At 60.1% G+C, this 13,097-nt stretch carries 9 protein-coding genes and 2 pseudogenes; 3 read left to right on the top strand and 8 right to left on the bottom strand.

Annotated features, from left to right (window positions below):
* Positions 1-33 precede the first annotated feature (33 nt).
* Positions 34-1,389, top strand: a complete 1,356-nt coding sequence (locus D4A92_RS06465; RefSeq protein ID WP_012112698.1) for an IS1380-like element ISPme1 family transposase — start codon at positions 34-36, stop codon at positions 1,387-1,389.
* A 1,553-nt stretch (positions 1,390-2,942) separates the two neighbouring features.
* Here the strand turns inward: D4A92_RS06465 and D4A92_RS06460 are convergent.
* From D4A92_RS06460 to D4A92_RS06425, 8 genes and pseudogenes are all read right to left on the bottom strand, one after another.
* Complete coding sequence (locus tag D4A92_RS06460; protein WP_037095196.1) at positions 2,943-3,656, bottom strand: IS6 family transposase; 714 nt, start codon at positions 3,654-3,656, stop codon at positions 2,943-2,945.
* 121 nt (positions 3,657-3,777) lie between these two features.
* Positions 3,778-4,146 (bottom strand): hypothetical protein, encoded by a 369-nt coding sequence (locus D4A92_RS06455; RefSeq protein ID WP_203018842.1) that lies wholly within the window; start codon positions 4,144-4,146, stop codon positions 3,778-3,780.
* A gap of 157 nt (positions 4,147-4,303) precedes the next feature.
* On the bottom strand, positions 4,304-4,843 hold the full coding sequence (locus tag D4A92_RS06450) for a DUF1269 domain-containing protein (RefSeq protein ID WP_203018840.1): 540 nt from the start codon (positions 4,841-4,843) through the stop codon (positions 4,304-4,306).
* Positions 4,844-5,083: 240 nt separating this feature from the next.
* Positions 5,084-5,440 (bottom strand): annotated as a pseudogene (locus D4A92_RS06445) (transposase); the annotation flags it as partial.
* 52 nt (positions 5,441-5,492) lie between these two features.
* Positions 5,493-6,206, bottom strand: a complete 714-nt coding sequence (locus D4A92_RS06440; RefSeq protein ID WP_037095196.1) for an IS6 family transposase — start codon at positions 6,204-6,206, stop codon at positions 5,493-5,495.
* Between the two features lie 51 nt (positions 6,207-6,257).
* Positions 6,258-8,516 (bottom strand): annotated as a pseudogene (locus D4A92_RS25310) (S8 family peptidase); the annotation flags it as partial.
* Positions 8,516-9,520: an AAA family ATPase gene (locus tag D4A92_RS06430; protein ID WP_097143403.1), complete on the bottom strand. Its 1,005-nt coding sequence runs from the start codon at positions 9,518-9,520 to the stop codon at positions 8,516-8,518. The pseudogene D4A92_RS25310 and the gene D4A92_RS06430, both read right to left, overlap by 1 nt.
* 173 nt (positions 9,521-9,693) lie before the next feature.
* The gene (locus D4A92_RS06425) at positions 9,694-10,866 is read right to left on the bottom strand and encodes an RHE_PE00001 family protein (protein WP_203018838.1); all 1,173 of its coding nucleotides are present in this window, start codon (positions 10,864-10,866) and stop codon (positions 9,694-9,696) included.
* A gap of 59 nt (positions 10,867-10,925) precedes the next feature.
* Between D4A92_RS06425 and D4A92_RS06420 the strand changes: the two genes are divergently transcribed.
* Both D4A92_RS06420 and D4A92_RS06415 read left to right on the top strand, forming a co-directional pair.
* Positions 10,926-11,786, top strand: a complete 861-nt coding sequence (locus D4A92_RS06420; protein ID WP_203018820.1) for a tyrosine-type recombinase/integrase — start codon at positions 10,926-10,928, stop codon at positions 11,784-11,786.
* A 12-nt stretch (positions 11,787-11,798) separates the two neighbouring features.
* Complete coding sequence (locus tag D4A92_RS06415) at positions 11,799-12,974, top strand: IS91 family transposase (RefSeq protein ID WP_203018818.1); 1,176 nt, start codon at positions 11,799-11,801, stop codon at positions 12,972-12,974.
* Positions 12,975-13,097 lie beyond the last annotated feature (123 nt).

Genomic DNA, 13,097 nt, shown 5'->3' with positions numbered 1-13,097 from the left:
TCATGGCGTTGACGGCTGCGAGGGGCGCGTTTCATGGATCACCTGGAGGGTGCGGGCTTGGCGCGGGGAGATCGGGTTGATTTCGACCGCCGTGTGCGTCTGGAGTTCCGTGGTGCGCAGATCAGTTCAGACGGTGGCCTGCTGGTGATGCGCGAGCTTGATGACGTGCTCGGCCTGTCCAATCTGGCGTCGGAGGCGCTGCGAGACAGCCGCACCGGGAAGAACACGCTCCATCGGCTTGACGGATTGTTCCGGCAATCGGTGTTCGGACGACTGGCCGGATACGAGGATGTGAACGATGCCGACCGCTTGGCCCTCGATCCCGTGATGCGTCAGGTCGTTGGCGGCAGGGCCGTCGAGGCGCAAGCTGCTTCGGCATCGCAGATGGGACGGTTCGAGACCGAGACGCTGGCTCTGGCCGCGAACCGGGCGGCGCTGGCCGATCTGAACGGCCAATGGATCGACCGGTTTCATGACCGCAACGGGTTGAAATACATCGTGCTGGACATGGACAGCTCGGTCAGCCCCACCCACGGCGATCAGGAAGGTGCTGCCTGGAACGGGCATTTCGACTGCACCTGCTATCACCCCATCTTCTTGTTCAACCAGTTTGGCATGCTGGAGCGCTGCGCCCTGCGTAACGGCAATGTCCACAGCGCCGATGGCTGGCGGGATGTCCTTGATCCCGTCATTGCCCGATATGCTGGCCGCGACCTTGGTGGACGCTTCTTCCGGGCCGACGCTGCCTACGCGATCCCCGCGATCTATATGCGGCTGGAAGAAGCCAGGTTCTTCTACGCCATCCGTCTGCCCGCCAACGCCGTCTTGCGCGAGAAGATCGCGCATCGGCTGACACGGCCCGTGGGACGGCCTTCGCTGACCAAGGTCAAACGGTTCTTCGAGGACTTCGAGTATCAGGCGGCGTCCTGGGACAAGCCGCGCCGCGTCATCGCCAAGATCGAATGGCATCCGGGCGAGCTGTTCCCCAAAGTCGGCTTCATCGTCACCAACCTGCCGATGGAGCCAGACTGGGTGGTGAGGTTCTACAACCAGCGCGGCACCGCAGAGCAGCACATCAAGGAAGGCAAATATGCCTTTCGCTGGACGCGGCTGTCATGCCGGAAGTTCCGGCACAACGAGGTGCGGCTGCAACTGCACGCGCTGGCCTACAACCTGGCAACCTTCCTGCGCTGCATCGAACTGCCCGAGGCCATGGCGGACTGGTCGTTGACCAGCCTGCAACTCAAGCTGATCAAGATCGGCGCCCGCGTCGTCCGCCACGCCCGCGCCATTACCTTCCAGTTGGCCGAGGTCGCCGTCACCGGCCCGATGGTGCGGGCCGTCCTTGCCGCCATCCGCCGTCTTCGAACGCCTCCGTCATGCGCATGACCACGATCCATGCCCAAGCTGAACGAAAGCGGCAGGACAGGTCCGTCTGCCGCGCGGAAAAGCGGCTCTGCCGGGCCAGAATGCTGCGGGTTCGAGGCTTGATCCACCCGACTTCGGCCGTTTGCGCGACGACAGACACCGCTCGGGGCGAAAAACGCTTGCCCAGCGAGCAAAATCAGGCGATCTTGAAGTCAAGCGGCAGGCCACTTGGGGAATGTCGGGTTATACCGCGATGTTGCGAGCGACGAATCGACATTGTCTGCAGCGGGCCGTATGCTGAACGCGGAGGTGCAGAAGGTGAAAAGAATCGGCATTATTAGATCCGCCACTTGGGGCCTCGTGCTGGGCTGCCTATGCATGTCGGCATTTCTCTTTTACATCGACCGTCCTCGGAGCGTTCCGCTTTTCGGATATGTGATCGACATACTGGGAGCCGGCGTGGCCGCAGCCGCTGTTTTTTCTCTCGGGGCTTGGCTCAACAATTGGGCCGCAGGTTCAGCGGACTGACCATCTACATCATGGATACAAGCCTAGGCTTGAAGTACGCTGGTCTTCATGGGATTGGCCCTGATCGAAGGCTCGTCGCTGTAAAGCAGGTGAACCGCCCATTGGCTCCGATCGACAAATGATTGGTGATGGCGAGCGTATCAAGAAACGCCCTCTCCTGATCCATTAGAACCTGCTAGCAGATCATCATCGATACGTCCGTCTCCAAAGGCCAGGCTCTCCCCAGTAAGGATGACATGTCCTGTTGCAGGAGGCGCTGCCTTTGAAGCTCCCGTATGAGGCGTTGTCAAAAGGACGATCATGATCGGCTCCGGTGCTCATGATGCGCAATAATCTGACTAGGGACTAGAACTCCCTGTCGGTCCCCGGCTGATGCTCGGTACAATTTCTTTCGTGGCGCCGCTTACCATCTCTTGTGCCCCCGGACGCTGATGACGCAAGGCATGCTCTCGGGCTCAATGATCAGCCGACCACCGGCCCGTACATCTGAAACTCATACTGATCAGCGGAGGATCAGGAGTGTAATGCCATGCGCGGATAGTGCGCTGCTCCATTGCTGGCATGATAACGTTTTCGAGAACGTGCATCCGCTCTGCTGCATAGGGGTTTTCTCGATTCTATGGGATGGGCTCGCTGCGTACCGCTCACCCAAGAGACCAGTTCGTGATATGGCGTTCGACCTTCAGGTAGCTTGGCGCCGACGATCTCTCCGATAGCTGCGCAAATCGACTTCCCCAACCCAGCATAGCCTGCACCATCCAGTCCGTGCATTGGCGTGTCCCCCAGCGCTGTCTGAAGGAGACGAACCTTGGACAATATGGTCTCGATGTTGCCGCCATCCGGCAGCGAGTTGCGGATTGCAGCCGCTGCGGTGGTGGCGTCGCCTTAACCGAGTTTGGGATGCGGTAGTCTCTTCGACCTGAACTTCACGCATCAATCGACAAAGCGATTTCCCGCCAGGTCGAGATGGCGTGAGTGCGAAGCTGGCGATGGGGTGGCGTCGCCTTAACCGAGTTTGGGATGCGGTAGTCTCTTCGACCTGAACTTCACGCATCAATCGACAAAGCGATTTCCCGCCAGGTCGAGATGGCGTGAGTGCGAAGCTGGCGATGGTCTGCGGCGGTCAAGTCTTTGCGGTGAAGAAGGAAGAGATTGGCGATCTGGCCGTGAGTGGAGACGAAACGCTGACATTGCCGCGCGGACTTGAAGCGCATCATGCGCCGCTCTCGTCGTCGCACAGCAAGATGGGAATTTTCAGCCTGGTTGTTCAATCCCTTGTGCGAGCGATGTTCCACCTTCGGCATCAAATCCGCCTTCGCAGCCGAATAGGAACGCAGCTTGTCGGTCAGCATCACGCGCGGGGCGATGCCTTGACCCTTGAGCAGTTTGCGCATCAGACGCAAGGCTGCTGCCTTGTTCCTTCGGCTTTGCAAGAGGGCGTCGAGAACGTAGCCGTTGGCATCGACGGCGCGCCACAGCCAGTATTTCTTTCCCTTGATCGTCACCACCATCTCATCGAGCTGCCACTTGTCGGCAAACTGGCCTCGTGAGCGGCGTCGGAGCTGATTGGCGAACTTCAAGCCAAATTTCGCCGCCCATTCCGAGACGGTCTGGAATGAGACGTTGATGCCGCGCTCGGCCAACAGATCTTCGACGTCGCGTAAACTGAGCGGAAATCGGAAATACAGCCAGACCGCATGGGTGATGATCTCGGCAGGAAAGCGGTGGCGTCTGAAGTGGGCGGCAGGGAATTCGGTCATGACAATCCGAATATCAAGTCGGCTAAAACAGGCGGTTAAGGCGACGCCACCCTGCGAAGTCACCTCATACAGCGCCGCATCATACCGGGCTATACGATGCCCGAAATATTTGCGACAGAACCTAGGTCACGGGATCGACGGCCATAAAATGCTGGCTCGGATCGGGCGGAAGGCGCGTGGGCCGTTCCAGCTGGCCGAGAACATGCGTGGGCGGAACGAGGACATCCACCGACGCGAGCCCAAGCGTTCGGGCCCGGTTGGCCGACAGCAAGGCACCCGGCTCGTCCGAGGGGGCCCGCGTGCTGGTGATGAAGATGCGGTGGCGTGTGCTGAGCGCCTCCGCCTCGGCCCGAAGCTCTGGATTGTCGATGCCAATGATCTCCGGCGTGCGGCTGCAGCCTACCAGAACCAGCAGGGCCAGGGTCACAAGGATAAACGTGAAACGACTGAAATCGACCGAAACGCGCATGATCATGATCTGGGTTCGCACGATCTCTTCCATGGTGACGGGTTTACATCTGAAGCACCACAGTCGGACGAGTTGCGCAGGTTGTCCAGAGAATGCTTGCTCGGCGAAAGGCCGATGCCCGGATTGCATCGGCCTGACGATCCTTGCGCCGAAGCGCCGTGTTGCAGCCCGACGCGCCTCAGCCCGCCGCAGACACGTCCCCCGAAAGCGCGGGCCCGGCAAGAAGAGCGCGCAACTTGTCGTCCTGTTCCTTCGACAGCGATGTCTTGAGAATGCGCGGCTCGTACTGTTTGATCTCGGCGACGACCTTGTCGGTCGTTGCCTTTGCCACATGCACGAAAAGTGCCGATGTTCCGGGCTTGATGGTCTCGCCAAGATCCTTGATGAACTGGTCGTTTATTCCGTAATCCGACAGCCGACCGCTCAATGCACCCATCGCGGCGCCCGCCATGCCGCCAATCGCGAAACCCGCCATCGGATTGAGGACAAGCAGACCGGCAAGAGTGCCGACCAGCGCCCCCGTGCTCAGCCCGCTGCTCGCGCCGATCGCGGTCAGATTGACGGATTGCTTGATCTGTATGTCCCCTTCCTCGGGGCGGATGACAACCACGGCATCGAGCATGTCGATCAGATGCTCCTTGCGCAGTTCGCGCAATTTGCCGAGCACGATGTCAGCCGTGTCAGTTCCGTCAAAATCAAGTACTACGAGGTCGGCCATACTGGGCACTCCTATTCATCCGACATTCCCCAAGTGGCCTGCCGCTTGACTTCAAGATCGCCTGATTTTGCTCGCTGGGCAAGCGTTTTTCGCCCCGAGCGGTGTCTGTCGTCGCGCAAACGGCCGAAGTCGGGTGGATCAAGCCTCGAACCCGCAGCATTCTGGCCCGGCAGAGCCGCTTTTCCGCGCGGCAGACGGACCTGTCCTGCCGCTTTCGTTCAGCTTGGGCATGGATCGTGGTCATGCGCATGACGGAGGCGTTCGAAGACGGCGGATGGCGGCAAGGACGGCCCGCACCATCGGGCCGGTGACGGCGACCTCGGCCAACTGGAAGGTAATGGCGCGGGCGTGGCGGACGACGCGGGCGCCGATCTTGATCAGCTTGAGTTGCAGGCTGGTCAACGACCAGTCCGCCATGGCCTCGGGCAGTTCGATGCAGCGCAGGAAGGTTGCCAGGTTGTAGGCCAGCGCGTGCAGTTGCAGCCGCACCTCGTTGTGCCGGAACTTCCGGCATGACAGCCGCGTCCAGCGAAAGGCATATTTGCCTTCCTTGATGTGCTGCTCTGCGGTGCCGCGCTGGTTGTAGAACCTCACCAGGTGGCGTCGCCTTAACCGAGTTTGGGATGCGGTAGTCTCTTCGACCTGAACTTCACGCATCAATCGACAAAGCGATTTCCCGCCAGGTCGAGATGGCGTGAGTGCGAAGCTGACGATGGTCTGCGGCGGTCAAGTCTTTGCGGTGAAGAAGGAAGAGATTGGCGATCTGGCCGTGAGTGGAGACGAAACGCTGACATTGCCGCGCGGACTTGAAGCGCATCATGCGCCGCTCTCGTCGTCGCACAGCAAGATGGGAATTTTCAGCCTGGTTGTTCAATCCCTTGTGCGAGCGATGTTCGACCTTCGGCATCAAATCCGCCTTCGCAGCCGAATAGGAACGCAGCTTGTCGGTCAGCATCACGCGCGGGGCGATGCCTTGACCCTTGAGCAGTTTGCGCATCAGACGCAAGGCTGCTGCCTTGTTCCTTCGGCTTTGCAAGAGGGCGTCGAGAACGTAGCCGTTGGCATCGACGGCGCGCCACAGCCAGTATTTCTTTCCCTTGATCGTCACCACCATCTCATCGAGCTGCCACTTGTCGGCAAACTGGCCTCGTGAGCGGCGTCGGAGCTGATTGGCGAACTTCAAGCCAAATTTCGCCGCCCATTCCGAGACGGTCTGGAATGAGACGTTGATGCCGCGCTCGGCCAACAGATCTTCGACGTCGCGTAAACTGAGCGGAAATCGGAAATACAGCCAGACCGCATGGGTGATGATCTCGGCAGGAAAGCGGTGGCGTCTGAAGTGGGCGGCAGGGAATTCGGTCATGACAATCCGAATATCAAGTCGGCTAAAACAGGCGGTTAAGGCGACGCCACCATCCGAATGCAGCGATCCGCTGTCGCGGAATGTACCCAATAACCAGCTTTCGCCGACGTTGACGGGTGTACCTTCTTCCTCGTTTCGGGCAGCCTGGTTGATGCGGGCACGGAACTCGTCGACGGATTCCGTGGCTGTTTTCATCTGGAAGCGCAATCCGTGAGAAGCGTATCTGTGACGCCTAGTCCAGCCTCGCTCGCCGGGGTTCGGCTCGATGAAATAGGACAGCGTGACCCGGACCTCGACAGGCTCAGCGCCCAAGGCCAGCAGATTGTCCTTCGGCCAAGGAAGCAGATGAAGCTTCATATCTCTCATTTTGACTGATCCGCTCCCTTCTCGCTGGAAGGGTCGAATGTCGTCCTCGATCATCAAAGTCAGATCGTTATTGGCGGAAAGCAGCGCTCTGCCGAGATTTGGCACGCCGTAACCGTAGCGGCGCAAAATCGATTGCAATTGCGTTTTGTTGCCGTGGCAGGCCGTGACGCGGGCGGCCATCGCAGGTGTCCATTCGGCAGAATGAACCAATAAAGCACGGACAGTCTCGGGCCAGAGCCCCGGCCGGCTGACCATGATCTCTGCCGCGAGCTTGGCAGCTTGCGCGGTTGCGGAACTGGTGTCGCCAATCGTAGAGAAGTAGCGGTTTTCGGGCCGGAAGTGCGTCGTCAGAATGCGCAGGTCATCAATCGGCTCACCAGGATTGACGCCGTCATGCGCCAGGTTCCCGCCCTCCATGACGATGTCCGGCTTGACCGGCCACTGACGATCCCAGGTGACGGAGGTCCTGCTCGCCGGAGACAGTTCTCCAGCGGGCGCGATCGGGGCGTAGCCGGCAAAAGGCGCATCGATAACGTCAACTTTGTTGGTGAAAGCCCCGACGGTGATTGCGTTCCAAGCTTGCGCTGGATCATCTAGCGGTTCGATATCGTTGCGAACCAAGTGATCCGCAGGGCTTAAGTCAACCCGTATGTTTCCAGCAGCTATCAGGATCAACCGCTGCGCATCCGTCTCGAAGCAGAGTTGGTCGATCGAAGCAGACCAGGATGAGGCTCGCCCCCGCGAAGGAGCCGTGCTTGTTATAGCAGTCGCTACGACCCGACTTCTGTGCGGCGCCTGAATCTCGGCTCGAGCAATCGCCTCACCGGTAATCGCGCCGTAGAGATCAGGTCGGTTTTCATCCGCGTCGCCAGGTGGCAGAATTCTAACACTTTCCAGCCGATATTGCAGTTCGACAGCGTCCTCAGAAGCAAGCGGATCAATCAGATCGTTATAAAGTGCTACTCCGGCCATTCGCGTGCCGTGACCCTGCCAAGCTGGCGTGTCGTCGGCGCCCCAAGCCGGATTGATCGTATGCCAATCATCGATCGACAACACCGGCTCGATCAAAGGATGAGTGCGGCGGACCCCGCTGTCCAAAAGGCATATAGCAACGTCACCGGCAGTCTGCGAGACCTGAACGCGACCAGCGAGATCGTCTGTCCAAGCTCTTTGTTCTGCACCTCCAAGACCTTTGAAAAACGCTGGCGTATCTTTTGCCCGGCGCAACTCAGCGATGGTATCGCTGCGAGCAACGACGCGATCCATGGTCACGGTGCTTGCCAACGCCAAGACGACTTCGCGCTCGGGGAACCGGATGGCGTGCTGGCGCAGCTCTATTTCCAAAGCGGCCGCTATGGCTTCAAACTTCTCACGCCTGCCTTCGCGCAACCAGATTTCCCACCACACCGCGAGTTGCTGGTCGGGTGGAAACAGCGCTGCGTCATCCGTGAAGAGAGAACGCGCGGATGCCAGCTGTGCGGTTTCGATCCTTGAAATTAGAGGCTCATTTCGAGGACGCCCTTTGTCGGTGTCCGTCGATCGATACTGCTCAATCTTGTTTAGGAAGTAGTTTTTTGCACGCTCGGGCACAAATACCGAGGCCTTGACGATACCGCCGTCGCCTTCCGGCTCGCGGACTGCGACAACCTCCATTTTTTGTTGTCTGTTCGCGAGCTGGTCGATTGCGGCCCCCTCGGAGGCAGGAAGATCGAACTCGAGATAGAAACCGCGCGTCTCAAAGGCTGTTACCCCGGTTTCGGCAAGCTGCTGCTCTGCCGCCGCGACAGCTCCTCCGACTGCCAACGCCAGCGCCTGGGCATGAGCCTGCCTATTGCGTTGAGGTAGCGCCGGTGGGTCAATTTTCCGGTTTGGGCGCCGGTATGGCTCTGCCGCGCCGTTATCTCTCAGCAGGAAATGCGGGCGATCGCGTGGTCCGGTTGCCATTATGGCCTGTTGCTCGCATCCATAGCTTGGGCAGCCAAGCGGCGCTCGGCAAGCGCGTCAAATATGCTTGCAGCAGTGACCGTGCCCGAATTATCCAGAATGACGGACTTGGCGGCGTCGTCAGCCACACGAGTAATATCTGCCGGCGAAAGGCCGTGTGCCGCGTTCGCGACATCTACCCACGACAGTTCGGGTGTTGCGAAGCGATCAAGCCTGTTACGAAGGATCGCTTCGATGAGTGACACATCCGGAAGCGTGTATTCGATAACGTCGTCGAAACGACGCAAAAGCGCCCGGTCCAGTAGTTCGGGATGGTTCGTCGCAGCGACGATTAAGGCCTGGCTTTCATCCTGTTCTACGAATTGAAGGAAGGAATTGAGCACACGCCGGATTTCTCCGACGTCCTGCCGGTCTCCCCTCTTCGCTCCGATCGCATCAAACTCATCAAAGAGATACACGCCGCGGGTCGCGGTCATGGCATCGAAAACCAAGCGCAACTTCGACGCGGTCTCGCCCATAAACTTTGTGATGAGGCCGTCCAAGAGAATGGTGAACAAGGGAAGATGCAGTTCTCCCGCCAAGGCGCTCGCCGTCATCGTCTTGCCGGCGCCCGGCGGACCGACGAGCAAGATCTTGCGGCGCGGCTGAAGTCCGTGGCTTTGGAGGCTCGCCTGCTGCCGCTGCTCGGCTAAAATACGATCGAGACGTTGGCGAAGGGGTTGTGCCAGAACCATGTCTGTTAGGCGGATGTCGGGGTAACGGGCACTCAGCAGACCGGCGAGTTCACCCTTCGGCTGCACAAGTACGATCGCCCCGCCCGCCCGGCGCATGCTCGGCTGGCGCGTCTTTGCTGTATCAACGAGATCTTTAACCTCCTGCGCCAGCTTACCATGCCCCTGCCGCGCCTCATGGGCGGCCAACTGGAGAGCCGTCGACAGGAAACGGTCCTCATCGCCGGCGATGTGGCTTTTCAGAAGAGTCACAATGTGGCGAGCGGTGGTCATCGTAATCTGCCGTTTCGTTCTGCTTTTGGACTATCAGCTGCAGCGCAATTTGCAACGCAATTCCCCCAAGGTTAACAACCAATCCCTTACTATACCGTTCCGCGGAACTAAGTGACGGTCTAGCGGCCCCGCCCCGAAGTTAGCATAACCTTTTTATGTCTGCCGGTCAGAACTCATAAAATCCCCCACGCCCGAAACCTCCCCCTGCCCGTCATCTCGCGAAGGCCGAGCTCTTGAACGATGCGACGCGCGCCTTGAGGCGTGACCTCAAGCGTCTTCGCCACCATGCCTGCCGAGATCAGCGGCCGCGCCATGACAAGCTCGACCAGCTCCGGCAGCCTGGACGATGCCCGCCGCCCCTCGAGCTTGCGCATCATCATCTGCCGCGCCAGCACCAACCGGTCATGTTCTTTGAGCCCCGTCTCGGCAGCAATCGTCAGCGCCCTTGATATCGCCAGTAACCGCGTCTCGCGATCTCGATGCCGGCGCCGATCGACAGGGATGGCTTTCAGCCCAAGATTGATCGCAACGAGATGCCCGCTTGTGGTAACGCCACCTTCGCGCAGGACCGATGCGGCCAGCAGCCGCCCAAGCCAGGGCGCATGCTGGAGGACGGCGATTTCATTCCAGGCATCGAGGGCGACGATGGCCCGAAGGACTGACGGCAAGTCCTGGGCGCGAGCCAACGCGGCTTGCCACTCCTCCAGCCGTTCGTCTTCATCCCAGTCGAGATCGTAGACGAAGGGATCCTTGTCCGGAGCGTTCTTGCCGCGACCCGGCTTCTTCGCCTCTTCTATCGCGGCCTCCGACCGGGCGAGCACCGCATCGATCGCGGCAAACGCATCACTCAGACCGTCGGCATCAGGATCTCCGGCCTCCCCTACCTCAGCCCGAGTGTCGCTCACCTCAACATTCCCATCCGGCAAACCCTCCCCGTCGTCACCCGATGATGCCGCGGGCCACGCCCGCCCGCGCAGCGAAGCGAGGCCTTGAACAGAGAGCGCCCAGGCCGGTGGATGGGCGGCGATGCGACGGCGGGTTTTCAGGATGTCGCGGGCGACCGTCAGTTCATGAGTGGGGGCGCGGATGTCCCGGAGCGCGTCATGCAGGACGAGGTCTTCAAGATGAACGAGTTCACCGTCAACCCAGAGCGAGGCATGCGCATCGAGGAAATGCGAGCGCTCGAGAAAGCCCTCGCCAACGGAAGAACGGGCGATGCGCTCGTCGAGGCGGGCAAGCGCGACGGCGGCCTCGGAGATCGGCCGCAGCAGTACTTGGAGCAAATCCGGTGGCACCGGGGATTGAACGAAGCCGCTTTCGCGGCAGTTGGGGCGTCTGATTTGCATGGCGTGTCTCTGGTTTGAAGGATTGGCTGTTTTGGCCAACCTTTGAACGGGAGATTATCATGAGTAAGATGAGCCCTCTACGCCGGCGGATGATCGAGGACATGACAATCCGCAACCTGTCGCCGGCGACGCAGCGATCCTATTTGCATGCGGTGACGAAGTTCTCGCGCTATTTCGGGCGATCGCCAGACCGACTTGGACTGGAAGACGTGCGCGCCTTTCAGGTGCATCTGGTGTCGACGGGCCTGTCATGGCCGGCCTTGAACCAGACGGTCTGTGCGCTGCGGTTCTTCTTTGGCGTCACCCTTGGGCATGATGATATACCGGAGCGCATCGCCTATCCCCGTACGCCATCCAAGCTGCCGACGATATTGAATGGCGACGAGATCGTGCGCTTTCTCGAAGCGATACCAAGCCTGAAGACAAGAGCAGCACTGACGACGGCTTATGCGGCAGGGCTGCGCGCCTCAGAGACTGTCAGTCTTAAAGTCGGCAACATCGACAGTGAACGAGGTGTCATCAGCGTCGAGCATGGCAAGGGCGGCAAGGACCGAACCGTGATGCTCTCGGCACAGTTACTGGGCATCCTTCGCGCTTATTGGAAACTAGCACGACCGCAGTTCTGGCTGTTTCCGGGCAGGGACGAGACTATGCCGATCAGTGTCCAAGTCTTGCACTCGGCCTGCCGTTCGGCGCGGACTGCCGCTGGCATCGACAAACGGGTGACGGTGCATACACTTCGTCACAGCTTTGCCACCCATCTTCTGGAAAGCGGAACCGATATTCGGATCATCCAGGTTCTCCTCGGCCACAACAATCTGTCCACCACGGCCCGCTACACGAAGGTTTCCAATCGGCTGATCCGCAGCACGACCAGCCCCCTCGACCGCCTGACGCTGGAGGTGGTGCCGCCGGGCTGAGGACGTCTCGCCATGGTGGCGGGACTGGAGGTGGCGGACATCTTTCGCCGCCACGGGGAACGATATCGTCTAACACACGACGCTCATCTCGGGCGTGTCGAACGTCGGGTCATGAGCGCCATCGAGATGTGCCGGACCGCGCGCCTCGGCGGCCATGTCCAGCAGTGCCAGGATTGTGACACGCTCCGCATCGCCTACAATTCGTGCCGCAACCGGCATTGCCCAAAATGCCAGGGACAGGCAAGCCGCGACTGGCTTGCAGCGCGGCAGGCAGACCTGCTACCGATCGGCTACTTCCACGTCGTGTTCACCGTGCCGCAAGCGATTGCGGCAATCGCCTTCCAGAACAAGGAGGCGGTCTATGCCATCCTGTTTCGCGCCGTCGCCGAGACGCTGCGCAGGCTTGCGGCCGATCCTAGACATCTCGGTGCCGAGATTGGCTTCATCGCGGTGCTGCACTCCTGGGGCCAGAACCTGCAGTATCACCCGCATGTCCATTGCATCGTGCCGGGCGGCGGATTGTCTGTCGAGCGATCCAGATGGGTTGCTTTCAGGCCAAACTTCTTCATGCCCGTGCGCGTTTTGTCCCGCCTGTTCCGGCGGCTGTTTCTCGAACACTTGAAGCAGGCCTTCGAGCTCGGCCAGCTTCAGTTCTTCGGCGACATTGCCGGCCTGGCTGATCCGGCTGCCTTCAATCGAACCCTTAAAGCGGCCCGCCGTATCGAATGGGTCGTCTATGCAAAACCACCATTTGCAGGACCCGGACAGGTGCTGGCCTATCTAGGTCGCTACACCCATCGCATCGCCATCTCCAATTCCCGCCTCGTCAGCATGGACGGTGACCGCGTCACCTTTCGATGGAAGGATTACCGAACCGGCGGCGTCCAGAAGCTGATGACACTCGATGCGCACGAGTTCATCCGTCGTTTCCTGCTGCACACCGTGCCGGACGGCTTCCATCGCATTCGACATTACGGTCTGCTTGCCAATGGTCATCGGCAAGTGAAGCTGGACCTGTGCCGAAGGCTGCTCAACGTCCCGCCGCCAGAACAGCAGGTCGAAGAACCGGAGGCAGGGCCAACACCTGTGGCACACCGATGCCCCTGTTGCGGTGGAGCCATGACAATCATAGGCGCGTGGACCCCACTCCAGCCTGTCTGCCGACCAGCATGGGACGACAGTTCATGACTATGCCCGGAATTCGATCAGTCCAGCGATCAGCGTCGGCATGTCAAGCGGCCGCGGGAGCCACGCTTTGGCCGATTACGCCGGTGGCACATAAAAAGAACCGGCGCCTGGTGTCAGAGCCAT

Origin of the sequence: Rhizobium rosettiformans (assembly GCF_016806065.1) — a bacterium.
Classification (GTDB): domain Bacteria; phylum Pseudomonadota; class Alphaproteobacteria; order Rhizobiales; family Rhizobiaceae; genus Allorhizobium.
This window is presented reverse-complemented; position numbering and strand designations above follow the sequence as displayed.

Bases quoted from the DNA above. Each gene is read 5' to 3' on its own strand.
- D4A92_RS06460 (WP_037095196.1), bottom strand. From the start codon at position 3,656: ATGACCGAATTCCCTGCCGCCCACTTCAGACGCCACCGCTTTCCTGCC.
- D4A92_RS06440 (WP_037095196.1), bottom strand. From the start codon at position 6,206: ATGACCGAATTCCCTGCCGCCCACTTCAGACGCCACCGCTTTCCTGCC.
- D4A92_RS06425 (WP_203018838.1), bottom strand. From the start codon at position 10,866: ATGCAAATCAGACGCCCCAACTGCCGCGAAAGCGGCTTCGTTCAATCC.
- D4A92_RS06420 (WP_203018820.1), top strand. From the start codon at position 10,926: ATGAGTAAGATGAGCCCTCTACGCCGGCGGATGATCGAGGACATGACA.
- D4A92_RS06465 (WP_012112698.1), top strand. From the start codon at position 34: ATGGATCACCTGGAGGGTGCGGGCTTGGCGCGGGGAGATCGGGTTGAT.
- D4A92_RS06450 (WP_203018840.1), bottom strand. From the start codon at position 4,843: ATGGCCGACCTCGTAGTACTTGATTTTGACGGAACTGACACGGCTGAC.
- D4A92_RS06430 (WP_097143403.1), bottom strand. From the start codon at position 9,520: ATGACCACCGCTCGCCACATTGTGACTCTTCTGAAAAGCCACATCGCC.
- D4A92_RS06415 (WP_203018818.1), top strand. From the start codon at position 11,799: ATGGTGGCGGGACTGGAGGTGGCGGACATCTTTCGCCGCCACGGGGAA.